Annotated in this window: 18 protein-coding genes, 3 tRNA genes and 2 rRNA genes; 13 read left to right on the forward strand and 10 right to left on the reverse strand. The window is 47.8% G+C overall.

Annotated features, from left to right (window positions below; translation table 11 throughout):
- Positions 1-432: 432 nt before the first annotated feature.
- The 5 genes from L21SP3_RS08035 to L21SP3_RS08055 all read right to left on the reverse strand — a co-directional run bounded on the left by L21SP3_RS08035 (position 433) and on the right by L21SP3_RS08055 (position 5,809).
- Positions 433-1,182, reverse strand: a complete 750-nt coding sequence (locus tag L21SP3_RS08035; protein WP_077540410.1) for an SDR family oxidoreductase — start codon at positions 1,180-1,182, stop codon at positions 433-435.
- A complete protein-coding gene (locus L21SP3_RS08040) occupies positions 1,163-2,179 on the reverse strand; it encodes an NAD-dependent epimerase/dehydratase family protein (protein ID WP_161488150.1) in 1,017 nt (338 codons plus the stop codon). Before L21SP3_RS08040 ends, L21SP3_RS08035 begins: the two co-directional genes overlap by 20 nt.
- Positions 2,180-2,428: 249 nt before the next feature.
- The gene (hflX, locus tag L21SP3_RS08045; protein WP_077540414.1) at positions 2,429-3,745 is read right to left on the reverse strand and encodes a GTPase HflX; all 1,317 of its coding nucleotides are present in this window, start codon (positions 3,743-3,745) and stop codon (positions 2,429-2,431) included.
- 11 nt (positions 3,746-3,756) lie between these two features.
- Positions 3,757-4,521: a polyprenyl diphosphate synthase gene (uppS, locus tag L21SP3_RS08050; RefSeq protein WP_077540416.1), complete on the reverse strand. Its 765-nt coding sequence runs from the start codon at positions 4,519-4,521 to the stop codon at positions 3,757-3,759.
- Positions 4,522-4,525: 4 nt separating this feature from the next.
- The gene (locus tag L21SP3_RS08055) at positions 4,526-5,809 is read right to left on the reverse strand and encodes an adenylosuccinate synthase (protein ID WP_077540417.1); all 1,284 of its coding nucleotides are present in this window, start codon (positions 5,807-5,809) and stop codon (positions 4,526-4,528) included.
- 1,018 nt (positions 5,810-6,827) lie between these two features.
- Here L21SP3_RS08055 and L21SP3_RS08065 point away from each other — a divergent pair.
- A tRNA-Pro gene (locus tag L21SP3_RS08065) sits at positions 6,828-6,902 on the forward strand.
- Between the two features lie 128 nt (positions 6,903-7,030).
- On the forward strand, positions 7,031-7,258 hold the full coding sequence (locus L21SP3_RS08070) for a four helix bundle protein (protein ID WP_077540421.1): 228 nt from the start codon (positions 7,031-7,033) through the stop codon (positions 7,256-7,258).
- A 278-nt stretch (positions 7,259-7,536) separates the two neighbouring features.
- Here the strand turns inward: L21SP3_RS08070 and L21SP3_RS08075 are convergent, their stop codons facing one another.
- From L21SP3_RS08075 to L21SP3_RS08085, 3 genes are all read right to left on the reverse strand, one after another.
- Positions 7,537-9,021, reverse strand: a complete 1,485-nt coding sequence (locus L21SP3_RS08075) for a glycosyltransferase family 39 protein (protein ID WP_077540423.1) — start codon at positions 9,019-9,021, stop codon at positions 7,537-7,539.
- 67 nt (positions 9,022-9,088) lie between these two features.
- Complete coding sequence (locus L21SP3_RS08080) at positions 9,089-9,817, reverse strand: N-acetylmuramoyl-L-alanine amidase family protein (RefSeq protein ID WP_077540425.1); 729 nt, start codon at positions 9,815-9,817, stop codon at positions 9,089-9,091.
- Between the two features lie 30 nt (positions 9,818-9,847).
- Positions 9,848-10,741, reverse strand: a complete 894-nt coding sequence (locus tag L21SP3_RS08085) for a phosphoribosylaminoimidazolesuccinocarboxamide synthase (protein ID WP_077540428.1) — start codon at positions 10,739-10,741, stop codon at positions 9,848-9,850.
- 521 nt (positions 10,742-11,262) lie between these two features.
- Between L21SP3_RS08085 and L21SP3_RS08090 the strand changes: the two genes are divergently transcribed.
- On the forward strand, positions 11,263-12,291 hold the full coding sequence (locus L21SP3_RS08090) for a glycoside hydrolase family 43 protein (protein ID WP_077540430.1): 1,029 nt from the start codon (positions 11,263-11,265) through the stop codon (positions 12,289-12,291).
- Between the two features lie 21 nt (positions 12,292-12,312).
- Here L21SP3_RS08090 and L21SP3_RS08095 read toward each other — a convergent pair whose 3' ends face one another.
- Positions 12,313-14,304: a family 43 glycosylhydrolase gene (locus L21SP3_RS08095; protein ID WP_077540432.1), complete on the reverse strand. Its 1,992-nt coding sequence runs from the start codon at positions 14,302-14,304 to the stop codon at positions 12,313-12,315.
- A 328-nt stretch (positions 14,305-14,632) separates the two neighbouring features.
- Between L21SP3_RS08095 and L21SP3_RS08100 the strand changes: the two genes are divergently transcribed.
- Genes L21SP3_RS08100 through L21SP3_RS08110 form a run of 3 tightly spaced genes read left to right on the forward strand, consistent with a single transcriptional unit; the run spans position 14,633 to position 18,754 of the window.
- Positions 14,633-15,841, forward strand: a complete 1,209-nt coding sequence (locus L21SP3_RS08100) for a hypothetical protein (protein ID WP_077540434.1) — start codon at positions 14,633-14,635, stop codon at positions 15,839-15,841.
- A gap of 47 nt (positions 15,842-15,888) precedes the next feature.
- Positions 15,889-17,172, forward strand: a complete 1,284-nt coding sequence (locus L21SP3_RS08105) for a hypothetical protein (protein ID WP_077540436.1) — start codon at positions 15,889-15,891, stop codon at positions 17,170-17,172.
- Between the two features lie 40 nt (positions 17,173-17,212).
- Entirely contained in the window at positions 17,213-18,754 is a 1,542-nt protein-coding gene (locus L21SP3_RS08110; RefSeq protein ID WP_118084531.1) for a sulfatase family protein, read from the forward strand.
- A 45-nt stretch (positions 18,755-18,799) separates the two neighbouring features.
- Here L21SP3_RS08110 and L21SP3_RS08115 read toward each other — a convergent pair whose 3' ends face one another.
- Positions 18,800-20,956, reverse strand: a complete 2,157-nt coding sequence (locus tag L21SP3_RS08115) for a sialidase family protein (protein WP_077540438.1) — start codon at positions 20,954-20,956, stop codon at positions 18,800-18,802.
- A 312-nt stretch (positions 20,957-21,268) separates the two neighbouring features.
- On the opposite strand from L21SP3_RS08115, the gene L21SP3_RS08120 reads away from it, so the two are divergent.
- The 7 genes from L21SP3_RS08120 to L21SP3_RS12005 all read left to right on the forward strand — a co-directional run bounded on the left by L21SP3_RS08120 (position 21,269) and on the right by L21SP3_RS12005 (position 25,838).
- A tRNA-Ile gene (locus tag L21SP3_RS08120) sits at positions 21,269-21,342 on the forward strand.
- 10 nt (positions 21,343-21,352) lie between these two features.
- Positions 21,353-21,425, forward strand: a tRNA-Ala gene (locus L21SP3_RS08125).
- Positions 21,426-21,571: 146 nt separating this feature from the next.
- Positions 21,572-24,380, forward strand: a 23S ribosomal RNA gene (locus tag L21SP3_RS08130).
- 91 nt (positions 24,381-24,471) lie between these two features.
- Positions 24,472-24,575 (forward strand): 5S ribosomal RNA (rrf, locus tag L21SP3_RS08135).
- Between the two features lie 296 nt (positions 24,576-24,871).
- The gene (locus tag L21SP3_RS08140; protein WP_077540441.1) at positions 24,872-25,396 is read left to right on the forward strand and encodes a Panacea domain-containing protein; all 525 of its coding nucleotides are present in this window, start codon (positions 24,872-24,874) and stop codon (positions 25,394-25,396) included.
- Entirely contained in the window at positions 25,396-25,647 is a 252-nt protein-coding gene (locus tag L21SP3_RS08145) for a hypothetical protein (RefSeq protein WP_123785170.1), read from the forward strand. Before L21SP3_RS08140 ends, L21SP3_RS08145 begins: the two co-directional genes overlap by 1 nt.
- 20 nt (positions 25,648-25,667) lie before the next feature.
- Positions 25,668-25,838, forward strand: coding sequence for a hypothetical protein (locus L21SP3_RS12005; RefSeq protein WP_161488151.1), 171 nt, complete (start codon positions 25,668-25,670; stop codon positions 25,836-25,838).
- Positions 25,839-25,850 lie beyond the last annotated feature (12 nt).

Below are 25,850 nucleotides of genomic sequence, written 5' to 3' on the forward strand. Positions count from 1 at the left end.
ACGAGCAGCGCTGAGGTATTTCAGCCACTGAGAAACGCTAAGAAGCACTAAGGGGATATTTTTAGACAGAATTTTTAAAGTTCAAGGCAATGATAAGGGGAAAGTTTTTCATATTACAGCGGTGCGGCACAAGCCGCCCGCTAAGCCGACACAACGAATAGACTCTTCATATTACAGCGGAGTTCGCCGTGGCGGACCCGCTAGGCATTCTTTTAGAAAAGATTTTTCGCTTATTATTTTGCCACTCGCCACTCGCCACTCGCCACTCGCCGCTCGCCACTCGCCACTCGCCACTCGCCACTTATCTTCACTAATTCCAATAAAATATCGTTTTTTCGTGGTATAATCCAAATAAAATCTGTGGATAATAAACTTCAATACGAATCAAGTTTGTGTGACAGTTTTTTATGGGATTGACGGGTTTGATTTTTGTTACGATAAAAGCAGCGAGAAGTATCCTTTGATTCGTTTTATGCAGTTTCTCAGCACAACTCCTGCGGTGCGCAGAAAGCTGCCGGATGCCGCAGCAGCAACGTGTTCTGCGATATCTCGAGCTGAGAGCATCTGCCCTTTAGACGGGCGTTCATCGTAGCCGTGGGAATCGAAGAATTCGGTATCCACTCTCGCAGGGTATATGCTTGCGGTTTTTATCCCGGAGCTTTTCGCCTCCCAATAAAGAGACCACATAAACCCCGTAACTCCATGTTTTGATGCCCCGTATGCGGCAAAGCCCGGAGCGGGCAAAAGCCCAATCATCGAGGATACAGTAATAATCTTTCCGTTTATGCCCCTCTTTTTCATTATCCTCAGCGCCTCCCTTGAGCAGAGAAACACGCCTGTAAGGTTCACGTCGAGCGTTTTCTGCCAGTCTTCCAGCTGGATATCAGCTATATCGGCCTTGAGCCCGCGGCCTGCATTATTAACGAGAATATCCAGCGAGCCGAACCTCTGCACAGCAGCATCAAAAAGAGCCCGCACGTCGCTCTGGTTTGTTATATCTGCCTGTACAGCAAGGCATTCAGCATTCTGCGGCATTTTTGCGGCAGTTTCATCGAGCTTATCGCTTCGCCTTGCAGCTATTACCACCCTGCAGCCCTCTTCTGCGAGCTTTATAGCAGTTTGTCTTCCGATTCCGCTGCTCGCCCCTGTAACCACAGCAGTCTTACCCTTCAAGCAGTCCATATTCCTCCATCCATTCAACCGTATCCTTCACGGTTGTTTCGAATTTGTACTCAGGTTCCCAGCCGAGCTTTTCCTTTGCTTTGCTGTTGTCGAAATAGCGGAATTTGAAAGCAGAATGCACATTATCCGCAGTAACGGGCAAATTGCACGGGCAGAACTTCTCGAGCATAAGTGTTGTCAGATACATCACGCCTTCGAATTTCGGGCTGAGTGTTTTCGTAGGTGGAGGCGTTCTGAGAAATTTAGAGATCGCCGTATTGATTTGCGGGAATGTTAGGTTATACCCAGATAGAATTAGGTGCTTTTCCTGCGTTTGTGTTTTCACGGCCTGAGTTATCCCCCTTGCAGCATCACGCACATCAACCACATTCGTTCCGCCTGGCAGGGCAAACTTGAGTTTTTTCCGTGCGATCGCATTAACAAGCTTCACAGAATTTATCCTGTCGCCCGGCCCGAGCATCAGTCCCGGGTATATTATCGTATAATGCCGGCCTTCGAGGAGCTTTTCAACCTTCTGGTCTCCAAAGTGTTTGGAGAGGCTGTAGTGCTTGTTGTGCCGGCTTGCCTCTGCCCAATCGAACTGAAATTCCTCGTTCACCGGCTTATTCTTGTCGCTGCCGTATCCAATCGCAGCCACAGAGCTTATCTGAATAAAATGAGAAACGCCCGCATCTCTCGAAAGCGAGGCAACGTTTTCAGTTCCGGCAGTATTTATATTGTACAGCTGCTGCTTATCTTTGATAGAGAAAGACACCTTCCCCGCCAGGTGAATAACAACATCCGCATCAGCAAAATCATTCTCTATCGAACTTTTCCTGCAGATATCCCTGCCTGTTCTCAGAACTACTCTGTCCGATTTTGTGAGCTGGTCAACAAGCTCATCATCGCATTTAACATCAATGATCTTCAGCTTCGAATCGGGCATCTGCTCCAGCAGCATCTCAACCAGATACCTGCCCAGAAAGCCGCAGCCGCCGGTGATTAAAATATTCTTCAATTTTGCATCCTGTGGTATGTAGTTAGCAAATCTGAAATACGTTTTACAGGATTATATTTGCAAATTTGATAATATTCAAGCTTTACTGTCTAATTGAGCCTGATATGGGCAAAGATTTAAGATCAGCCCGTTCAGCAATTTCGCTTTATCCCGCCTGAAACACAAAAATTCGCAGTGCAGGGGGCTGCATATAAGCCTCAAGCGCTTCTTATAAGCAGGTTGGCAGAGTTTTACTAAAATTGTGCTGGATTATTCGAGCTCTTCAATGCTTTCAGGTTTGAGCGAGCGGAGCTTATCGAGATTTTTTGAGCCGATAAGCACCTGCTGAACCATATTCATCTGGTCTATATCTGTTTTTTCTATGTCGGCATACTTCTTCAAAAAACCCTGAATCCTGCCTTTCTGGACGCTGTACACCACTTTAACCCTCCGCCTTTTGCCGGTAATTCGGCGGGTTATCTCATGCACTGCCGAATCAATGTTGTAGCCTGTTTTCGCTGAAACGGAAATGGCATCGGGAAATGCGGCCTTGAGGGTGTCGAGAGTGGTAACGCTTACGGGGATCTCGGATTTATTCAGCAGAACGAGGGTGTCTTTCCCTCCGCAGCCGATATCCTCAAGCACTCCATTCACGCTTTCAATCTGCTCGAAAACGCTCTCACTGCTTACATCCACAACATGAAGCAGAAGATCAGCGCTGAGAGCTTCCGAGAGCGTTGCCTTGAAAGATTCCACAAGCTGGTGGGGGAGTTTGCGAACAAAACCCACCGTATCGCTGAGAAGCGCCTCTGCCCCGCATTCGAGCTTCCATCTCCTTGTACGCGTGTCGAGAGTTGCGAAGAGCTTATTCTCCTGCACCACTCCCGCATCTGTAACAGCGTTCATAAAGGTGCTCTTGCCAGCATTTGTATAACCCACAAGGCAGATCTTGAATGCCTCGCAGCGCGATTCTATCTCGCGGTCTTTTCGCTTTTCAATCTTTCTGAGCTCTGCCTTGAGCTCGGAGATGCGTTTGTTTACGAGCCTTCTGTCTATCTCGAGCTGCTTCTCGCCTGTACCCCTTGTTCCGATACCGCCCACAGCTCCAATCCCGCCGGAAGCTGCGCCCGTTACCGTATCCAAGTGAGACCACATCCTCGTAAGGCGGGGGTAGGTGTATTCAAGCTGAGCCAGCTCCACCTGCAGCCTCGCCTGTTTTGTGCGCGCCCGGGTTGCGAAGATATCGAGGATAAGCTCGCTTCTGTCTATAACCTGCTTTTCGAGTATATTCTCGAGGTCTTTGATCTGCCCTGGGGAGAGGTCGTTATCGAAAATCACAAGGCTGGCGTTTGCTTCTTTTGCGCGTTTGCCGATGTATGCGGCTTTTCCTCTGCCGATATAGATGGAAGGGTTGATCTCGTTAATCTTCTGCTGGAGGCGATCTACAATAATCGCTCCTGCGGTTTCTGTTAGTGATGTGAGCTCGTGGAGGTTGTCGTTTTCTTTTTCACTGCCTCTAATTATAGCCCCAACGAGCACTGCCCGCTGCTTTTGAACTTTGAGCTGGTCTCTGATATTATCCAACATTCATCCCAGATTTAAGCTTTAATATCTCCCATTCTTCTCTCCCTTCTGCCGATGGTTTTAACGGCCTCAAACATCTCTTCTCTCGTGAAGTCCGGCCAGAGCGTCTTTGTTACATAATACTCGGCATAGCTGGACTGCCAAAGCAGAAAATTGCTTATCCTCATCTCGCTTGATGTTCTTATGATAAGGTCGGGGTCAGGGTATTCAGAGGTATATATATTTTCAGATATCATCTGTTCTGTGATTTCTTCTGGGCTGAGCTTTGCGTTTGAGATTTTTTCCCCGAGTCTTTTAACTGCATCGGCAATTTCCTCTCTTCCACCGTAGTTCAGGCATAGCCCGAGGGTGAGGCCTGTGCCGGATTTGGTGGCTTCGAGGGTGTTATCCAGCTCTTCAAGCAGGAAATCCGGAAGGCCTTCCCGCCTGCCGAAATGGGCGAGCTTCATATTCTTTTCAACCAAATCCTCACGCACAGCCACGAGGTATCGGGTGAAAAGCTGCATAAGATAATCAATCTCCATCTCAGGCCTGCGCCAGTTCTGCACGCTGAAGCAGTAAAGCGTTACGCATTCACAGCCAATCTCCTGAGCAGCATCGCAGATTATTTCAATCTTTTTTGCTCCTTCTCTATGCCCGTGGAATCTTGGAAGGTCTCTCTGCTTTGCCCATCTGCCGTTGCCGTCCATAATTATGCCGATATGCCTCGGTATTTTCTCGGCAGGCAGGCCGAACTTTTCAGCGGCCTGTTTTCTTACAGCTTCAAAATCATTTTTCATTCATTCAGCCGTTATTTTTATAAATAATCTGATCTCTTCTCGGGCCGGTGCCTATCATACTCACTCTAACACCAGTAATCCGCTCTAATGCTTCTATATATCGCTTAGCGTTTTCGGGGAGCTTTTCATACTCTTTCACCTCCGAGAGGTCTTCGCTCCAGCCTGCGAAAGTTTCGTAAACGCATTCAGCTCTTTCAAGATCGCCTGCATCAACCGGGAAGAAGTTTGTTTCTTCGCCGTCAAGCATATAGCTCGGACAGATCTTCAGCTCTTCCATGCCCGCAAGCGTATCCAAATGCATCACTGCAAGCTCGTTTATTCCGCCTATAGCAGCAGCGTATCTCGCGGCAACCCCGTCGAACCAGCCGCATCTTCTCGGCCGGCCGGTGGTGGTGCCGTATTCATTACCCTTGTCTCGGATGAGCTGGCCGGTCTGGTTGTCCTGCTCGGTGGGGAAAGGCCCCGAGCCTACTCGCGTTGTGTATGCCTTTACAACGCCGAGAAAACGTTCTACCTTGCTTGAAGGTATGCCTGAACCTGTACTCATGCCCAATGCCGAGGCGTTAGAGCTGGTAACGAAGGGGAATGTTCCGTGGTCGAGGTCTAAAAGGGCTCCCTGCGCGCCTTCAAAAAGCACTTTCTTGCCGGAAGCTATCGCCTCGTGGAGGTATTTAGTTGTATTACATATATATTTACCAAGCTTTTTGGAATATGTTTGGCAGCTCTGGTAAACTTCTTCAGGATCTATGGGTTCTGCTCCATAAACCGCGCTGAACACCTTGTTTTTGTATTCGATTATATTATTGAGTTTCTTTTTCAGCTCTTCAGGACTTCTGAAATCTGCCACCCGTACGGCAAAGCTTCTGCCGATCTTATCTGCATAGCACGGGCCGATTCCTCGGTTGGTGGTTCCGATTTTATTCTTACCGAGAGCTGATTCTCTCAGCGAGTCTTCGAGCTTATGGTATGAGAGCACAACGTGAGCATTCTCGCTGATAAAAAGCCTGCTTGCAAAGCTGAAGCCCTTCTCTTCGAGCCCCTCGAGCTCTTTGAGGAAGATCTCCGGGTCGAATACTACACCGTTTCCTATAACGCAGGCAGTGTCTGAACGTACGGCGCCGCTGGGCATTAGATGCAGCGCGAATTTCTGATTATTCACTATCACAGTATGCCCTGCATTTGCCCCGCCGGCAAAGCGAACGACAACATCACACTGCTCGGCTAATATATCTACGACTTTGCCCTTACCTTCATCTCCCCATTGCAGTCCTGTAACGCAACAATTCATATATTGTTCCTTGCTATATATACAGTCAAAAGCCGCAGCAGGAACACTCTGCCACGGCTTTATCGAATTCTAACCGAAAAATTGTTAATTTCAAATTATTTTACTCAAACTAAAAGTTTTTGTGTGCGGCAATATTATCCGGCAAGGGATTTCTCTAAGCGGTTATAAAATCCCCAGCCGCTAATCTGCGCTTCAGGTGAGAAATTTTTAGCCAGGATTAACAGGATCTGCAGGATGAGATGGAGAAATAGGAAACATTTTGTGTTTTTTTAACAAGAAGCCCGCGAAACACACGAAGGGGATGTGGTTTCAATTGATTTTTTTATCCACAGATGGCCGCAGCATTTACGGACAGAGCCAGCGGTTCACTGCTTAATAATGCGGCGTCGCAGAGCGGAGGAACGCAAGCTCCCCGCTAGGATAACGAAAAGTGAAGAGCCGGCGGTAAACGAAAAATCTTTTCTAAAAGAATGCCTAGCGGGTCCGCCACGGCGAACTCCGCTGTAGTACGGGGGATGTTAAACATTGAGCCTGTCCGCCGCAGGCGGAGAGTTAGCGGAGAAGATATAATATTGGACAGGATTAACAGGATCTACAAAATGAGATGGAGAGATAGGAAAATTTTATGTTTTGTTTTACCACGAAACACACGAAGGGGATATGGTTTTAATTTATTATCCACAGATGGCACGGATGTCACAGATTTTATTTGGATTATACCACGAAAAAACGATATTTTATTGGAATTAGTGAAGATTAGTGGCGAGTGGCGAGTGGCGAGTGGCAAAATCATAAGCGAAAAATCTTTTCTAAAAGAATGCCTAGCGGGTCCGCCACGGCGAACACCGCTGTAGTACAGGGGATGTTTAACATTGAGCCTGTCCGCCGCAGGCGGAGAACAAGCGGATAGATTCGGCTTTAAAAAGCTTTGCCAATAAATATTGTCGCAAACACTTCTAAAGTGGGCGACAATATTATTTGACTAATCGTATTCAAATATTACAATCTGCTTTCCTATCGGGGCGTGGCTCAGCTTGGCTAGAGCGTTGCGTTCGGGACGCAAAGGTCGGAGGTTCAAATCCTCTCGCCCCGATTTGACTTGCAGGGTTCAAACCCTGCAAATCAAATGGAGCAGTAGAGTGTAGAGAGGTGAAAGTAGAGCAATGTATAATCTCTGCTGCGGTCTCCTTTCTACTATCTGCTTTCGGGGTGAAAAACTAAATGGCATTCGCTTTTGAAAAACTTGTCGTTTACCAGAAAGCTGTCGATTTTGCCGACAAGACTTGCGAGACAAAATCCAAATTCCCCAATGGATTTTATTATCTTCGTGATCAGCTTAATCGTGCTTCTTTATCAATTGCTTCCAATATCGCTGAGGGCAATGGTCGGTTCACAAAAAATGATCGAAAACACTTTTTCGGTATTGCTCGCGGTTCTGCGCAGGAATGAGTGCCTTTACTGGAATTATCTCTTAGGCGAGGTTTCTAAACACAGAACGCCATGCCTTTTTGGAAGGCAATTTGCAAGAAATTGCAAAAATGTTATCCGGCCTTATAAACGGCCTGTAAAAGCGAAAGGTTTATTTCATCAATAACAGGCTCACCTCAATTTGAGGAATGGAAGTCTTGGCTGTCGAGAAGGTATCTGGTCAGCAATTTATAATTTACATAAATTTATGCCTGAATTTCTGTGTTTCCCGTATATTTCAAGCGGGCTAAGTAAAACCTCTATTGCTTTCTTTTATCGAATCGGAAGATTTCAATTTTGTGAAGCTTGATTTTCTCAACGAGTGTGAAATCCTCATTGAGCTTTTCAACGAGCAGATAATCCTCGTCCCAGCTGTGGCAGTACACCAGCCATACCCCATTCGCTCCTGCATACTGACGCTGAATCAGAGGTGCGTTTTCGGGTGTAACAGCGGGGCCTCCTGCCTCAATTTTTTGATCGAGAAGCGGAAAGCCCTTCACCTCGGCCTGTCCGTGGTAGTAGTAGCTGAAGGCCTTTCGGCAGAATGCCGGATGGATAATCACCGTTTCAGAAGGCTCTGCCTGAGCTGAGATTTCCTTTGCCGCTGCCTTCCAGTTTTCATTGAACGGGCCGATATAGTAATCAGCGAGAACTCCTGCCATAGTGAGATACAAAACGGCTGAAGCGATGAACATAGCCTTGCGCTCGAGCCTGCTGAGAGCCCTGCCTGCGAGGATGAAAAATGCAAACGAGCCTGCAAGGATATACCGTCCTGAATACACCGGCGCAGCGATAAGCGAAAACAAATAAGGCACAGCAACCGTTACAACCAGCCACCAAATTGCTGTATGGTCTTTCAAAAGCTCTGTGAGGAACGATTTGCCGTTTCCCGCTGCCCTGTAAACAGCCCAAAGATAGAGTATGAAAAGGGCTGCGAAAACAGCCGCAAGCAGGAGGCTTTCCCCCGCAAAGAAGTACGGGGCTGCAAGCAGATGAATTATTCCCGGCCTTTCTAAAACGCCCGTCCCGCCTCCATATTTGCTGAGCCCCTGCAAAAGCACGGCAAACCACGGGATAAACAAAGCAGCGGCAAGAATCTGGCCTGCAATCCAGCCGGAGAGGTCTTTTTTGTTTAATCGCCCCGATTTGCGGGTTTCGATAATTATCTGCGTGATGGCAGCTAAATTCTGCGAAGCTATAACGAAGATTCCGTAGTAGTGATTGTATAATAGAAGGGCGGAGGCAAGGGATAAGGCAAGAAGGTTTCTCAGCCTTCGTTCTTGGATAAGCCTAACGAAGAAGTACATCGAAACGCAGGTTAAAAGCCCCATAAGCGAATAGAATCTCGCCTCCTGCGCCCATTGGATGTGGTATGCAGAAAGCACAAACATCCCCGCTGCAAATCTGGCTGCTTTTCTGCTTGTAAGCTTTAATGCAGTGAGGTAGAAAAAGGGAGCAGCGAACATCCCCGAGAGAGCAGAGATGAATCTCAGCGAGAATTCGCTATAGCCTGCAATCCCGCACCAGAGCTTTGCAAGGCAGTAGTGAAGGGGCGGGTGGTATTTGAGCTCGAGAAGACGGGCAAACATATCCTCCCACGTCATCGAAACGCGGTGGAATGTGGCCATTTCATCAATCCAGAAGCTCTCATTGCCAAGTATAAAGAAGCGAAGAAGCCCGGCTGAAAGAGTGAAAAACACTATATCGTGCCATACAGGCCTTTTATTACTGCTTAAAGCCCCCATCCGCTCAATCCCTTTGCTAAGCGTAAGTTTTCAACGGCTTCAAGCTGCATATTTCCCCCGCTATATTTTAGTACGCCCGCTCTATACCGGCGGCTATCGCCTTGGCGAGCTTGGTTCTGTATGAACTGCTGGAGAGGCGTTTGGCCTCTGCGGGGTTAGACATAAATCCCAGCTCTATAAGCGTGGAGGGTTTGCTGTGTTTCACGAGGACGCGGAAATCCGCCCTCCTTACCCCCCGAACGGGCAGGCCTCTGTCTCTGAATTCTTTTTCCAGAGCAGATGCGAGCCTTTTGCTCTGCCCCACGGCCGAGCGTGCTATAAAGAAGGATGCTCCTGAAACGCTTGGCGTTCCGCACCAGTCTGCGTGTATTGAGATAAGTGCGTCTGCGCTGTAACGCTCTGCGAGGGCGGCTCGGGCGTTCAGCTCTATGAATGTGTCGTCATCGCGGCTCATAATCACCCTCGCACCTTTCTGCTTGAGGTAGTATGCAGTTTTCTTGGCTGTATCGAGATTGATCTGCTTCTCATCGAACCTTGTAAGCGCCTTTCCGAGGGCGCCGGGGTCTTTGCCTCCGTGGCCGGCATCAATGATGAATGTTTTCCCTTTTACAGAGCCTGTTCTTTGCTGCCTTTGAGGCTGCTGATAAGTGTAGTCTGGAGTTCTGTTTTCAATTCTCTCCAGCCGGGAATCTTTTCCCACTACAACAGGAGCCTGAACACTCGGTGCGCTGCATCCTGCAAGCATTGCCCCTGTTAATAAAACTGCAAGCCCGCTTAAAATCCTTTTCTTAGCCACGCTTCAACACCTTTCTGCTCTTTTTTAAGTTTAGAAAGAAAAAGTCTTTCCGGTGAGCCTTTCGAAGCATTCTATGTATTTCTCGCTTGTTTTGCTTACGATCTCTTCGGGAAGCTCTATTCCATCGCCGGATTTATCAAAGTCAATCTTTTCGAGATAGTCTCTAACGAACTGTTTATCAAAGCTTTTCTGAGGCCTGCCGGGCTCGTAGTCGTCTCCGGGCCAGAACCTTGAGGAATCAGGCGTGAGAACTTCATCTATCAGGATAATATCATCTTGATATCTGCCCCATTCGAACTTTGTATCAGCGAGGATAATCCCCTTGTCTGCGGCATATCTGCCTGCTTTCTCGAAGATCTCAATGCTCTTTCTGCTTACGTATTCAGCAGCTTCTTTCCCGATGATCTCTGCGCTTTTCTCAACGGAGATATTCTCATCGTGCTCGCCGTATTCGGCCTTTGTTGATGGCGTATAGAGCGGTTCGGGCAGCTTCTGGCATTCTTTCAGCCCTTCAGGGAGCCTGTGCCCGCATACCTTTCCGCTTTTCTTGTAATCCTTCCAGCCTGAGCCGGTGATGTACCCCCGGATTATGCACTCTATTGGCAAAACCTTAGTTTTGCGAACTAGCATACTCCGCCCTTCGAGCTGGTCGGGGTGTTCATTGAATGGTTCGGGATATTCGCTTACATCATCGGTTATGAAATGGCTTTCTATCTCATCTTCGAAAAATTCAAACCAGAATTTGGATATCTGAGTTAGAACTGTTCCCTTGCCCGGAATACCGTTTTTCATAACAACATCAAATGCACTGATTCTGTCTGTCGCTGCGATGATGAGTTTATTGCCGGCATCGTAAATATCACGAACCTTGCCGCGATGTGCCTTAGCTCCTGGAATGGATGTTTGAAGTATTGTTTTTGACATAAGCACAAACCCTTTATAAATATATCAGAATTTGCGGAGTATAGTATTGAATCAAAGCGGCTGAGTCAATATAAATCCGGTTTTTCTGCTAAGCTTTGCGGGGCTGCAGCTTTCGCAGGGCTTTAAACCACTAAGGACGCTAAAGACACGAAGGGGATATGTTTTTAATTGATTTTTCGTCCACAGATGGCACTGATCGCACTGATAATTGTATGAATGTAAGAGCTTTCTGTAAAACAGTTTATAACATAAATCTTCGCGGGCTTCGAGCCCTTCGCGGTTTAAACCAATTACAAAAAATCCTTCGCGGGCTTGGTGTGCTTCGTAGTTTTAAACAAATTACCCGCCCAAAAATTGTGTCTAAAAATATTAACCCGTCAATCCCGTCGTATAATTCTGTAAATCTCATTAAAAAATCTTTGCTGCACTCGCTGTTTAAGATAAATTTGCAAAAACCGCCCGAAGAGTTTATTATTCTAATGAGAACAAATTTAGAATTACTGCATTTAAGGAGATATCTGATGCGCGTGAAACACTTGCTTATCTTAACGGCTCTGAGCTCTATTATCTTTCTCAGCTCTTGTGCGGGCAATAAAAGTATGGAGCTTTCTTATGAGAATCCCGTTTGGGACGGCTATCTTGCAGACCCCCACATATTCCGAGCCGAAGGTTCATACTATGCTGTAGGTACAGGTCAGGCCGAGGACGGCAGGCATTTCCCGATAGTTAAATCTGATGATTTTGTGAACTGGGAGCATACAGGCGGCGCGCTTGAGCCTCTGGAAGAGCCGAACCTCGAGCTGTACTGGGCTCCTGAGATCGCCGAGAGGGACGGGAAGTTCTATCTGTACTATGCAGGCGATATGAATATGCGTGTGGCTGTGGCCGAGAGCCCTGAGGGGCCTTATGAAGATGCGGGCATCAAGCTTTTCCCCGATCTTGAATTTTCGATAGACGGCCATCCATACAAAGACCCTGTCAGCGGTGAATGGTATCTTTTCTTCGCCAAAGACTTTTTCGATAAAAAGCCCGGAACCGCTCTTGCTGTAGTGAAGCTGGGAGATGATATGCTCTCTACAGAGGGGCAGGTGCATACTGTTATGCGGGCATTCTCAGACTGGCAGATATACGAGCGCAACCGGGACTGGTACGATAAAACCTGGCCTGCCTGGTACACAGTAGAGGGGCCTGCGGTTCTCCATAAAGACGGCAAATACTACTGCTTTTATTCAGGCGGGAACTGGCAGACTCCCGGTTACGGGGTAGGCTGCGCTGTATCGAAGGATATTACCGGGCCGTATAAAGACCCGTGGAGCGAATCAGAGCCTTCTGTGCTCAGCAGTGATGATACAGAGCTTATTGGCCCGGGGCATAATTCAGTAATAAAGGCTCCGGACGGGCAAACTTGGTTCATCGTGTATCATTCATGGAACAGCGAGCAGACAAAGCGGCAGATGTGTATCGATCCTCTGATTTGGACATCCGAAGGGCCGAAATGCTTCAACCCTTCCCGCGGCGAGAAAACTGTTTCCCTGCCCCTTAATGACTAACAGTTTCCCCTTGTGCTGATTTTAATTGCCCCAGATCCACTGCGAAGCAAAAAAGCTGAAATCCGGCTTGTTTACTGCCCCGTCGCCTCCGACGGGAGCAGTATCGCAGATATAATTCGAGCTAAGCCAGTCGCCTGTAAAAATCATCAGGTCTGAGGCGTTCACCTGTCCGTCGAAGTTGAAGTCTGCGCGGTAATATGAGCCCGTCCAGGTTTGTTCAATGCCTGTGTCTGTCAGAATAATCGGTTTGATCTGGTCGCCGTCGTATTCAATTTTCTCAATGCACACCGAGCGTGAGCCGGAATATGGCCCGTCATCAAGGTGTTCGTTCCAGCGGTGATAAACTATACACCATTCATCCACTGCTTTGTTATGCACAAACGAATGATGCCCCGGCCCTTTGAACCACCCTTGACTGCTCGCCAGCTCGCCTTGATAGTTCCAAGGCCCGAGCGGCGAATCGGAGGCGCAGTAATGGATTGAGTAGCTGCTGTTGTTCCAGCGTCCATTGCTGTAGGAGAGGTAGTAAACGCCGCTGCGATAATGCATAAACGCGCCTTCAGTGAAATTTGGCGGGTTGTCAACGTTGATTTCCTGCTTGAAGCTGAGCATATCATCATTCAGTTCGAATACGCGCAGCTTAGAACCGGCGCTTCCGCCTGCATAGAAGTAAAACTTGCCTGAAACGGGGTCTTCAAACACCATCGGGTCTATCGCTTCGAAGCCCGGGCTGCCGTTATCTGAAAGAAGAGCGGAGCCCTTGTCTGTAAACCGGCCGTTCGGCCTCCGGGCGTGTGCGACGCCGATATGCGAAGGTTTCGGGCCAACGGAATAGTAGAAGTAGTATGTGTTGTCTTTCTCAATTATGCACGGAGCCCATGCGTATTTGCCAGAGGGTATCCAAGAAATCTGGTTGAAATTCAAAATTTCCTGCCTTGAAGACCAGTTCACCATATCCGAAGATGAATAAGTGTAAAAGCGGCGCGGAAAGCCGGAGGTAGGATAAATCCAAGCCTTGTCGTGGGTGAGCATAATGTGAGGGTCTGCCCCGTCGAAAAGCGGATTGCGTTTTGTCGAGGGGTTAGGGGTCATAAGCAGCTCATTAAGCGAAAGGGCGGATGTAGAGATTCGCACCTCATCGATATACCCCCAGCAGCGGTCTGTTCGCTGGGCGTCATACATCCCGCGTCCTACCGACCACGCCCCGGTATGCCAGCCCTGGCCGCTTTGCGTGCCGGCAGTGAGCGATCTGTCTGGGCTCGGGCTTTCGGTTAGGTCTGCCTGGCCCACGAGGAAGGGGTCTGTGCCTGCTGTTATGTTTGCCAGATACAGGCTCAGCGTGCTGCCGTCGTTAATCGCAGCCATATAATACCAGCGTCCGTTCTGTCCTTGCGGGTCTGAGCTGAAATCGAAGCCGTCTATCATATCCGAAGGCGATTCTGCGATATGCTGGTATCCGGAGACATCCGCATAAACGATTGCAACGCTGTCGTCCGGACGAATCTGGAAGTAAAGAGCGGAAAGATTTGAGTTGCCGCCGATTACATCAACCGCATCCCTGCCCACTACAGTGCGGTAACCGCCGTCTTCGGGCTTGAAAAATGCCTCGATAGTGAATTGGGACGGGGTGATTGTTTCAATGTCGATTCCGGCAGGCAAGCTGCCAGGGCCTTCTGCCGAATCTTGGGAGCGCGTCTCAAGTGAGGGGGAAGAGCCGGTATTTTTTATGCTGTATGAATTTTCAGCCCCGCTCTGCGGGATAGAGGGGTAAGGTGTTTCGTTTTTGTAGCGCAAGCCCTGCTGGCCAGCCTGAGTTCCCGGGTCTAAATGGTTGCCGTTTCCTGAGCTGTCCGCAGCTCCGAATGTCTTTTGAACAGCCCCGTTTGCAGGCCCTTCGTCAAAACGCCAGTAAGCGACTGTTTCTGCCTTTAATGCTGAAGCGAAAAAAGAAAGCATTAAAAGCGGCAGGCAGCCTGCCAGCATCCGTCTAAGGTTTGAAGTGAGTAAATTCATATAAACCCCGTGTTCCCTTCTATTTAATGTTTGTTTCAGCAAACTGAAAAACGCTGATAATCTCTTGCAGATAATACCTGATTCAGGCTGCCTGTCAAACTTATTGCTTTTATGGTCTAATATTGTATGTTTTTGGATTACGCTTTTAATATTTAATACGGTTATCGGCTTATTTTTTCATTTTTTTTTGTAAAAATAATTTGGGAATGTTAGTTATATGCAGTATAAAGGCCATTTGCATTTAAAGATACCAAAATAATTCAACTTTTGATATTGACCTTAGTTTTCAAAGATTTTGCAAACAGACTTAATTTTATGGAAAAGATTTATGGAAAATACATTCAAAAAAATCTGCTTTGCCTCTGCGGTTTGCTGTATTATTTCAGCCGCAATTGTTCATGCTGGGGAGCTTGTCCCTCAGATTGACGACAGTACTGCAAGATTCAATTCAACCACACCTCAGGTCGGAGAGACCGGCGATATTGAACCAATTGAAGGCGTTGGAGCGATTACACTGGCGGCTCGTTTTACCCCCTCATCGCAGGATATATCGAATTCTAATTCCGGCCCGGTTATAATAATAGAAACCGGCGGCACCACCTACGGCAACGGGCTATATATCTGCGGAGAGGACATTGTTTACTTCACCAAAGGCTCTAACGGCTCCGGTGGAAATTTAAGTACCCAGACATCGCTCAACGATACTGATGTAAGCGATAACGCAGCCTCCTATACTATAGGCCCGGTAAATTCCGGGGAGGATACAGTAGTTTACATTTCGTTAAACAGCGCAACCGGCGAGCTTACAGCGGGCCTTAACGGCGAGGTAAGCCAGACCATAATAAACGGGACAGTTGAGTGGGCGAATCTGTCGGGCAACGAATCGGTAAGCTTTTTCAGCAAAGGCACTTCCGCTGAGGAAGCAGGCTTTATGGGCGGCCTTACCAACACCGACCAAGGCCAAGGCGACCTCTGGAACGCGGGCCTAGCTCACGGCTTTGAAGGTGTAAGCGGGGCGCCCGCAAGGGGGCAGATTTTTGCCCAGCTCGCTCCTGAGGTGCTTCCGCCTTACTCTGTTTTCGTGAACCAGACGGGTGAAGAAACACTCATTGCAGAAGGCGGAGCGTCCGATGAGATTACAGTCGGGGTCAACAGCGACCCTGGGCAGTACCCTGTAGAGGTGGGGCTTTCTTTGTCTGAGCCGGAGCAGGCGAATTTATCTCAGCAGACCCTCACATTCACTCAATCAAACTGGGGCAGCAGCCAAACTGTTACCATAACAGCAGAGGATGACAGCAAAATGGAAAGCAAAACCCACTACGTCCAGCTTAGTTTTGATGTGAGAGCTGATGAGCAGTCTGAATATCACGGATTTATGGTCGCACCTGTGACAGTGGAGATTGAGGAAAACGACTGCGGGAGCTGGGGGATGTTCAACAAGGCGGATTTCAACAACGACTGTCAGGTGGATTTTGAAGATGCACTTGAACTTTCAGCTTCTTGGCTCGAAAGCACAATGCCGGAGCAGGCGGTTTGAAAGCCTTTTTTAACTGAAATTAAAGTAAATAATAGCAGGGAATGAAAATGAGAATTTATTTATTGATGCTGTTTTTGATTGCCGTTACCGCAGCTGCTGTACCCGTTGCAGACGGGCTTATCCTCCATTTCGATGCGGGGGATATTTCAGGCCTCAGCGACGGAGACGAGCTGAGCGAATGGCAGGATTCAGCAGATGATGACACGGTTTCAGGCGATGCTTATTCGCAGGTCGGAACGGGGGAGCCTGCTTACAAAACGAATGTGATTAACGGGCTGCCCGCCGTAAGATTCGAAAGGAATCAGGAAGACGTTCTGGTGTCTTCTCAATTTGCTCTGCCAAACCCTTCACAGGGGCTTACTGTTTTTATAGTCTGCACAGGCGGGCAGAGCGGAAGCGTTGAAAGAGCCGCGCAGATTGGCTCTTCAGCGGGAACAGCCTCTCATCTTATGGGTATAGACGTATCCTCGAATACCTCCGGCTGCCGCTACAACAACGGCTTCTCGCTAACGCCGGCAGATTCCAATCCTGTTGAAGCGGGACAGTTCCATATTGGTGTAAGGCAGATGCAGGACGGCGGAACACACAGCGATTTGTTCTACTCGTGCAATGATTTAGAGCCGGAGAATATTCAGGCGAATAACCCATCGAATGTAATAACGTTCGACCGTTACAATAATGACATTACCATAGGCACCGGCAGAGGCCCAGACGGGCAATGGTATCCTGATTTCTACGAAGGCGATCTCGCAGAGCTGATTATTTACAACCGTCAGCTTATCACTTCTGAATTGCAGGAGGTGGGCGATTATCTCTCACAGAAATACAGCCTCCCCTTCACCTCAGAAGAGCTTCTGATTGATGAAACCGGAGGCGATACGACTGTTCAGGAAGGCGGTTTCAGCGATATTGTAAATGTATCTGTTTCCACAGACCCGGCCGGGTACCCTGTTCAAATCACGCCTGAGGACACATTAGACCCCAGCCAGACCATAATCAGCCCTTCTTCAATTACGATTGATTCTGATAACTGGCAGGACACTCTCAGCTTCACAGTTACCGCTGTGGACGATGATTTTATGGAAAGGCCGGTGCACGACACGACAATCATATTTGATATTCAAACCGATCCTTCTTCCCCTTACTATGGCATGCAGCCTTCGGAATTGTGGGTTGATATTGAAGATAACGACTGCGGGAGTCAAGGCTTCAGCAGGCAGGATTTGAATCTGGACTGCCGCGTTAATCTGGAAGATTTCTATCTCTTTGCCGACGAGTGGCTCGCCTGCGGCTTGCCCGACCCTGAATGTCAGCCTTCTGCGCTGCAATGATAATAACAAGAACGAGAAATAATTTAGAGAAAGTGTTAATATGAATCGAAGAACATTTCTAAAAACAAGCTGTTACGGAACTGCCGGCTTAGCCCTTGGCAGTTTGTCCTCTGTAAGCCCGGCTGATAACATAGACCGTCCTAATCTTATATACGTATTTGCAGACCAGCTCGGTGTTAATCACTGCGGCTACGCAAAATACTGGAACGGGACGAATTACCATAACGCTCAGCTCGCTCGTACGCCTAATATCGACGGCTTCGCATCTCAGGGCATAAATTTCAAGAATTGCGTTTCGAATATGCCGGTATGCTCGGCTTACAGAGCAAGCCTTTTCACAGGCAAGTACACTACAACCAACGGAATGGTAATCAATGAGCTTAGGATGAATCCATACCATGAATGTTTGGGGCATGTGCTAACAAGAGGCGGGTACAACACAGCGTATATCGGGAAGTGGCATCTTTATGCCAACCAGCTCGGAAATCATTACGACCCGAACAATTCTTTCGTTCCTCGCGGCAAACATCGGCTTGGATTCAACGGCTTCTGGGCGGCCTACAATTTCCATCACGATTATTACGGCGACCACGCATACTACCATACTGAATCGAAAGACAAGATTCGCTTCGGCGAAGGAGTTTACGAGCCGGACGGCCAGACTGATCTTGCTATTGACTGGCTCAAATGCAGGGCGCAGAAATCTTCGCTGCCGTTTTCGATGGTGCTTTCTTATGGCACGCCCCACGCCCCGTGGAACACGGGGAACGTGCCGCCGGAGTATATGGATATGTTTGCAGATAAGAGTATGCCGAACCCGCCGAACTATGAACCGGAAAATGATGAGCCGTATTCGGACAGTTGGGCAGATTTGAGTCCAAATGCACGAGACCATCTCGAACAGCGACGAAGGATATACTACGCAATGACAACGAATTTGGACTGGAATTTTGGCCGTCTGCTGGATTATCTAGATGAAAGCGGGCTTGCTGATAACACGATCGTTGTTTTCACCTCCGACCACGGAGAGATGTTCGGCTCGCACGGAAGAGAAGCGAAAAACACGTTTTACGAAGAGGCTGCAAGAATACCGTTTCTCGTGAGGTGGCCGGGCAAGATTCCCGCAGGGCAGGTTTCAGATACCTGCATTTCAACGGTTGATTTTATGCCTACTCTGCTGGATCTGATGAAGCTGCCTATTCCTTCAAGAGTGGAGGGGCAGAATCTCAGTCATATTGCCAAGGGCGAATCCGGGCCGGAGCCAGAAGTTGCTTTTCTCCAGAACACCGGCGCCTGCGCCGCTTGGCAGAACGGCTACGAATGGAGAGCTGTGCGCGATAAACAATACACATACGCACGCTACCGCGTGGACGGACTGGAGCTTCTCTTTGATAACGTGAATGACCCGTACCAGATGAATAACTTGGCTTCCAATCCCGAATACAGCAGCAAGCTCTCTGAGCTAAGAACCAAGATGGACAATAAGATGGCCAGTATCAGCGATGAAAACCATACCTGCCTCTGGTACAGGGATCATTTTACAGACGGAAACAGAAATATACTCCGCGGAGCCAGGGGCTGAAAAAGCCCCCGCCTCCCTGCGGCTTGAAATAAGCTTTATTCAGCCTTAGAACATTGGGTTTCTAAGGACATCTGCTGTTTTCAGAGGGGCGTCGTACACGCGTACGGTTTCCAGTTTGCCTTCGAAATCCTCAGACAGCGAAATTTTCTCTGTCCTGAATATGAGCTCATATATGTTGTAATCAGTATTCTGAGGCAGAACAATCTGCCCGTTGATTATGCCGTACACGTATTCTGCCCTGTAATCGATGATCAGAGCAATATGATTTGCCTCCTCCTCTTCGAGGAAGGGGCAGTTGAAACGGAGCGAACTGCTGCTGCCGTGCCCTCTCAGCGAATATTCGATTATATTGTCCGAGCTTCTGGAAACTGAAAATTCTCTTCCGCCTCTGCTTTCCAGAACGAGTATATCTTCGGGAGCATCTTCTTTCTGCATTTTTGCATAAAATTCGAGAGTGAGCCCGTTCTGATTGGCGGATTTGGTTCTGCCGAAATTATTCACAGCTCTGGTTTTGTATTTATGCATCTTGCCTTCGCCTATTTCAATGGCAAGGTGTTTGGAAGTCCTCAAAGACATCGTTCTGGGTATAAAGCTTACCACGCCTTCCTTTGCGAACTGTACACGCATTGTGTCCCCGCTGCGGTAATACATCATCGGATCGTCGTCCTGTTCGAGTATGCCACCGAAGCTGAAGGTGTCTTTCTCGGAATTTGGAGAATACAGAATAAGCTCAGGCTGATTCCAGCCCTCTTCTTCCCTTGCCTTTGTAAGCAGGTACACGTAAGCACCTTTGCCTTCCTTCTCCACCTGAGAGAGAAGCATCTCGCCCAAGTTTTCTGTATTTTCGTAGTATGTCTTAACGCTGCCTCGCATTAGGGCATAGTTGTTGTCTGGATATCTGCAAACCTCGGCATCTGCCTTGTTTTCAAGTGTTGGTTTTTCAGTTATTTCGGCATAAAGCAGGTGTCCCTTTTCTGAGGCAAAGCTTACTATGAGTTTATCTCCGTTAGAGGCGATATTGAAGCTTTCGCTTTTGGGCGTTACTGCTGAAGGTATATCCATAAGCTGATCTATAGGCTGTGCTGTCCATGCGTTCTGCCCTGTTACAGAAGAAGTGTAGGATTCAGTGATTGCCAAAAGAGGAACATTATCCTCTCTGTCCAGCAGGACATATACATACTCGCCCGCTACAGCACCTCGAGAAATAGAATTCACCGTCTCAATCTCAATATCACAGTTGATTTTTGTAGGTGCGTTCCAGTCGAACCCTTCGTCCGGTGATCTGTAAACGTAAAGTCCGCGGTAGAACTCAGGGTTGTCTTTTGCCTGCTCAAGCGGAGGCAGGTCATCCTTTGTGTCTCTTGCAAGCACCATAGCAAACGTATTGGAAACATCAAGCTGGAATAATGAAACGTAAGGTTTTGCGTAAAATTTTTCCTGAGACATTGTGGCAGCCGTTACAGACCAGTTCTCCCCGCCGTCGTAGCTTCGTACTGTTTCCATACGGTAATAATTTATCCCTGCCTTGCTGGCTATCTTGGTAGCAAATGTCATGAGCGTATCGTCCGACAGCTTGATCATATTAGATGAGCCGTAGAGGGATTCGTTGTCTATTTTTGTCCCGTTGTTTGCATAGCGGTCGTCGGTGCGAATGTAATATTTGCTTTTCATATCGGCGAAAATTTTGCTGTGTTCATCGCTGCTAAGCTTTCGGTTGTAAAAAAGCAGCTGTGTTATGGCGCAGTCGTAGCCCGGTTCGCCTCTTAACACCAGCGTTCGGTTTTCAAAAACGTAAGAAAATCCGTCCTTCCTGTTTTCTCTGGTTTCGCTGTTGAAATCGAGGACTTTGAAGTCCGGGTAGTCTTTCTCATAATTTTTGATGTAGTAGCCTATTATGATGTGGTAGTCCGCAGGCTTCTCAACAGGCTTAAACCTGATGCTCCTCGAACTCGAGATCGATATTGCGGCCTGAGACTGGGCGAAATCCTTGATGAAAAGAGGCCTTCTGTTCACCTTAGTCTGCTGGGCAACAATAGAGGTTTTCTGCTCGTTTCTCAGGTTCGAAAGAAAGGCATCGTTGGTGTTTTTTACATTGCTCGCCTTAATGTGGATAAGAAGCCCTTTCTCAGGAGGCTGAGAATACACTGCTGAGGCTGTCAGAGCATGGACTGCTAATAATAAAATTACTGTTTTTTTAATCATATTTTTCCTGCTGTTAAACTCATAACTTTGACGTTTACCCATTATATTAGCATAATTTTATAAAAAAACCAAAACTTTGAAAAAATGTGATTGACTGATTGACAGGTGTTCCTATAATTCGCCGTTCCCTCGTTGATAGGCTAATTCAAGCGTGCGGTTGAGAAATAGAAAGCTAAACAACTTTCTTGACATTACGCTCAGTTTAGTTATATTAATGTGTCTCGCTTTAGAGCGGGAAGTTACAGGGAGCTCTTTAACAAACGGAGACAGAATCGAGCTTTTGGGTTTAACCCCTTGGGCTCATAGAGATATGGGCTCGTAGCTCAGCCGGCTAGAGCGTTCGCCTGATAAGCGAGAGGTCGAAGGTTCGAGTCCTTCCGGGCCCACTGTTATCAGGGGGCTGTAGCTCAGCTGGGAGAGCATCTGGTTTGCATCCAGAAGGTCGTCGGTTCGAATCCGTCCAGCTCCAATGTTCTTTAACAATTAAATAGAGATAGCGAAAAGGTTAATTGTACCCATACAAATAAGCGGTACAATTTCACTGTAGATTAACACATATACCTAAGTTAGTTTTTTTCAATAAGGCGAACACATTAGTCAGTTAATGATTGATGTGGTCAAGTTACTAAGGGTATGTGGGGGATGTCTAGGTGCCGAGAGGCGAAGAAGGACGCGGCAGGCAGCGAAAAGCCCGGGTTAGGAGTCAAGCATCCGATTACCCCGGGGTTTCCGAATGGGTAAACCCATCAGGGCCGGGCAACCGTACCCTGATATCATCATCTGAATGCATAGGGTGATGAGGCGAACGTGGAGAACTGAAACATCTAAGTACCCACAGGAAAGGAAATCAACCGAGACTCCGTCAGTAGCGGCGAGCGAAAGCGGACCAGCCCGTGCCTTATCCGTATAATAGTCAGGCGAATGTTTCTGGAAAGCTGAGCCACAGAGGGTGAAAGCCCCGTAGCTGGAAGCTTTTATACGGATTGGCACATACGAGTATCACGGAACCCGTGGAACTCCGTGTGAATATGGGGGGCCCACCCTCCAAGGCTAAGTACTCCTCGGCAACCGATAGTGCATAGTAGCGCGAGTGAACGATGAAAAGTACCCCTACAAGGGGAGTTAAAAGTACCTGAAACCACATACCTACAATCAGTGGCAGCCCATTAATGGGTGGCCGCATGCCTTTCGCATAATGAGCCGGGGAGTTACTGTCTATGGCATAGGTTAAGTCCTTCAGGGACGCAGCCGCAGGGAAACCGAGTCTTAATAGGGCGATTCAGTCATAGGCGGTAGACGCGAAACCAGGTGATCTACCCATGGCCAGGTGGAAGGGAGTGTAAAAATTCCTGGACGACCGAACCCACCAACGTTGAAAAGTTGGGGGATGAGCTGTGGGGAGGAGTAAAAGTCTAATCAAACCTGGAGATATCTCGTTCTCTTCGAAATAGCTTTAGGGCTAGCCTCAAGTAATACCCGTCGGGGGTAGAGCTACTGATTGGGACTGGGGGGCCACCAGCCTACCCACCCCTACCAAACTCCGAATACCGTCGGGCTTATCTTGGGAGTTAGACTGCGGGTGATAACATTCGTGGTCAAGAGGGAAACAACCCAGATCGCCGGTTAAGGTCCCAAATTTCTGCTAAGTTACAAAGGAAGTCGGTTTGCACAGACAATCAGGATGTTGGCTTAGAAGCAGCCACCATTTAAAAAGTGCGTAATAGCTTACTGATCGAGCAATCCGGTGCCGATAATGAACGGGAATAAGCAGAAAACCGAAGCCGCGGACAAGCAATTGTGGTAGAAGAGCGCAGCATTCAGCGTTGAAGCGATACGGAAACGAGTCGTGGAGCGTATGCTGGCGATTATCCCGGCATGAGTAACGATAAAGCAGGTGAGAATCCTGCTCGCCGAAAACCTGAGGTTTCCTGGGGAAGGTAAATCCGCCCAGGGTTAGTCGGCCCCTTAGTCGAGGCTGAAAGGCGTAGACGATGGAGAAGCAGGTTAATATTCCTGCACCGTGTTGTATGACACAGGCAGTGACGTATTCTTTAAGGCAGTCCCGTGAGTAGTCGAGCGGGTCCCGCAAGGGCGAGGGCGATTTACGATCCCGAAGCTGCCGGCGAGAGTACCGAGAAACAGCTGCTGCAGACTGATTACAGCGCGACCGTACTAAAACTGACACAGGTAGGTGAGGAGAATATCCTCAGGCGCTCGAGAGAACCGTCCTTAAGGAACTCGGCAAATTGACCCCGTAAGTTCGCGATAAGGGGGCCCTACCCCGCTTCGGCGGGAAGGGGACAGAAAAGTAGCTCTGGCGACTGTTTACCAAAAACACAGTTCTCTGCTAACACTTAAAGTGGATGTATAGAGAATGACGCCTGCTCGGTGCCGGAAGGTTAAGGAAGCTTGTTCACGCTCGCGACTGAAGCCCCGGTAAACGGCGGCCGTAACTATGACGGTCCTAAGGTAGCGAAGTTCCTTGTCGGGTAAGTTCCGACCTGCATGAACGGCGTAACGACTGGAGCACTGTCTCAAGGACGGACTCGGTGAAATTGTATTTGAGGTGAAGATACCTCATACCCGCGGCAAGACGGAAAGACCCCGTGAACCTTTACTGCAGTCAGGTATTGGCACCTGGCATATCATGCGTAGGATAGGTGGGAGATTATGAAGCGGCCATTCTGGTGGTCGTGGAGTCATCCTTGAAATACCACCCTTGGTGTGTTAGTTGTCTAACGGTGTTCCTTGAATCAGGGCACCGGACCGTGCTTGATGGGCAGTTTGACTGGGGCGGTCTCCTCCTAAAGAGTAACGGAGGAGTACAAAGGTACACTCAGCATGGTTGGCAATCATGCGAAGAGCGTAAAGGTATAAGTGTGCTTGACTGTGAGAGTTATCGCTCGAACAGATGCGAAAGCAGGTCTTAGTGATCCGGTGGTTCCGAGTGGAAGGGCCATCGCTCATCAGATAAAAGGTACTCCGGGGATAACAGGCTTATCTCCCCCGAGCGTCCATAGCGGCGGGGAGGTTTGGCACCTCGATGTCGGCTCATCACATCCTGGGGCTGTAGGCGGTCCCAAGGGTTCGGCTGTTCGCCGATTAAAGTGGTACGCGAGCTGGGTTCAGACCGGCGTGAGCCAGGTCGGTCCCTATCTGCCGTGGGCGTAAGAACCTTGAGAAGATGTTTCCCTAGTACGAGAGGATTGGGAAGCACTGACCGCTGGTGTACCAGTTGTGCTGCTAAGTGCAACGCTGGGTAGCTAAGTCGGGAAAGGATAACCGCTGAAGGCATCTAAGCGGGAAGCCAACTTCAAGATTAGGGTTCTACAGTTCCCTGGAAGACTACCAGGTTGATAGGCCGGGTGTGTAAGTGTAGAAATACATTAAGCTAACCGGTACTAACGAACGGATACTTGACCATATCAATCATTGATTGACTTAACGTAGGTAAACGTTAATCCGCTGTCTCTTTTTCTTTGAATATAACGCTCATTTGAGCTTATAATAATCTTGCTGGTGACTATACTGAAGGGGAAACGCCTGATCCCATTCCGAACTCAGAAGCTAAGCCCTTCAGGCCGATGATAGTCTAAGCGAAAGTAGGTGATCGCCAGCTTTATGAAGCTCCTCAGGGAAACTTGAGGAGCTTTTTTAATGCAATGGCAGAAAAAGTGAATAATACTGGGGCAATAAAACTGCAGGACAAAGCCTCTTAGCGCGAACCACCAACACCTTATCAGCAAGATAATAATACACGGAAGGGAATAAATTTTTTCAGACATCCTGAATGGTTCATAAATTGATATCAGAATTATTAATGGTATAATAGCTTTTACTTTTGAAGACGGCAAACTATTGTATATGAATATTCGTAAATTCTATTTAAAGGAAGTGATTTTGAGACTGTAAGCTATGTTAAGAAATAAAATACATTTCGATTTTAGAAAAGAAAATGCCATTCAAGCTGTAATGTGGTTTTTGAGCAGGCACGGATATAGATTAGACCAGATGAAAGCATTGAAACTGATGTATCTTGCCGATAAGGCCCATTTGGCAAAGTACGGCAGGCCAATTGCAGGGGGCAGCTACTACGCAATGAGATATGGTCCTGTTTGCTCAGAGCTTTACGACCTTTTCAAAGACCCCTCTGGTATCCCTTTTCACTTAGAAGACAATTTTCTAAAGGCAGATGAATGCGAATATGAAGAAGATTGTTTGTCTGAATCTGATAAAGAGATTTTGTCTGAGATAAATGAAAAATTTGGCTCCAAAGATCCGTTTTCTTTAAGCAGCTACACTCACGAATTACCTGAATATAAAAATATATGGGATGAGAACAGAAAAGAGGGCAGGAAAAAAATAGATTATGAAAGCATTATTAACGATGAGGAAATGAAGGAGATAATTGTGGATGACCAGTCTGCTTGGGATTTTTGATGGACTTGCCAGAATCTTTAACAATAGATAAAATTCTCAACACACCTGGCGCCGCTTTCAGAGCAGTGCTTCAAGAAGAAAACGAAAAGTTCAGGTTTTATTTCATAGCAAACTCAGACCCGCAAAATCAAGATAAATTATTGATGCTTACTGCCACATCCCGCATAGAAAGTGTAAGGAAAAAATTTCCGAAAGAAGTGCTTGTGCTTATAAAAAAAGCGATTTCCCCCAGCTTGAAGAGGATTCATTGATTAATTGTGAGATGGCAAAAGTGAAATTGAAATCACAGCTCAGAGATAGTCTATTAAAGGCTAACGATAACGGCAATTTGCTGTTCTTAGCCCCGCTTCCTGAATCGCTTCTTGTAAAAGTGCGTACATCGATCGCAAAGTGCAAAACAATTCCTCCAATAGACAAAAGACTTGCAATTGCTGAAGAGTGAATATTCCTGCGC

The organism is Sedimentisphaera cyanobacteriorum (assembly GCF_001997385.1).
In the GTDB taxonomy this organism is placed as follows: domain Bacteria; phylum Planctomycetota; class Phycisphaerae; order Sedimentisphaerales; family Sedimentisphaeraceae; genus Sedimentisphaera; species Sedimentisphaera cyanobacteriorum.

Coding starts and splice junctions, on each gene's coding strand:
- L21SP3_RS08035 (WP_077540410.1), bottom strand. CDS start 1,182: ATGGACTGCTTGAAGGGTAAGACTGCTGTGGTTACAGGGGCGAGCAGC.
- hflX (WP_077540414.1), bottom strand. CDS start 3,745: ATGTTGGATAATATCAGAGACCAGCTCAAAGTTCAAAAGCAGCGGGCA.
- uppS (WP_077540416.1), bottom strand. CDS start 4,521: ATGAAAAATGATTTTGAAGCTGTAAGAAAACAGGCCGCTGAAAAGTTC.
- L21SP3_RS08055 (WP_077540417.1), bottom strand. CDS start 5,809: ATGAATTGTTGCGTTACAGGACTGCAATGGGGAGATGAAGGTAAGGGC.
- L21SP3_RS08070 (WP_077540421.1), top strand. CDS start 7,031: ATGGCATTCGCTTTTGAAAAACTTGTCGTTTACCAGAAAGCTGTCGAT.
- L21SP3_RS08075 (WP_077540423.1), bottom strand. CDS start 9,021: ATGGGGGCTTTAAGCAGTAATAAAAGGCCTGTATGGCACGATATAGTG.
- L21SP3_RS08085 (WP_077540428.1), bottom strand. CDS start 10,741: ATGTCAAAAACAATACTTCAAACATCCATTCCAGGAGCTAAGGCACAT.
- L21SP3_RS08090 (WP_077540430.1), top strand. CDS start 11,263: ATGCGCGTGAAACACTTGCTTATCTTAACGGCTCTGAGCTCTATTATC.
- L21SP3_RS08095 (WP_077540432.1), bottom strand. CDS start 14,304: ATGAATTTACTCACTTCAAACCTTAGACGGATGCTGGCAGGCTGCCTG.
- L21SP3_RS08100 (WP_077540434.1), top strand. CDS start 14,633: ATGGAAAATACATTCAAAAAAATCTGCTTTGCCTCTGCGGTTTGCTGT.
- L21SP3_RS08105 (WP_077540436.1), top strand. CDS start 15,889: ATGAGAATTTATTTATTGATGCTGTTTTTGATTGCCGTTACCGCAGCT.
- L21SP3_RS08110 (WP_118084531.1), top strand. CDS start 17,213: ATGAATCGAAGAACATTTCTAAAAACAAGCTGTTACGGAACTGCCGGC.
- L21SP3_RS08115 (WP_077540438.1), bottom strand. CDS start 20,956: ATGATTAAAAAAACAGTAATTTTATTATTAGCAGTCCATGCTCTGACA.
- L21SP3_RS08140 (WP_077540441.1), top strand. CDS start 24,872: ATGTTAAGAAATAAAATACATTTCGATTTTAGAAAAGAAAATGCCATT.
- L21SP3_RS08145 (WP_123785170.1), top strand. CDS start 25,396: ATGGACTTGCCAGAATCTTTAACAATAGATAAAATTCTCAACACACCT.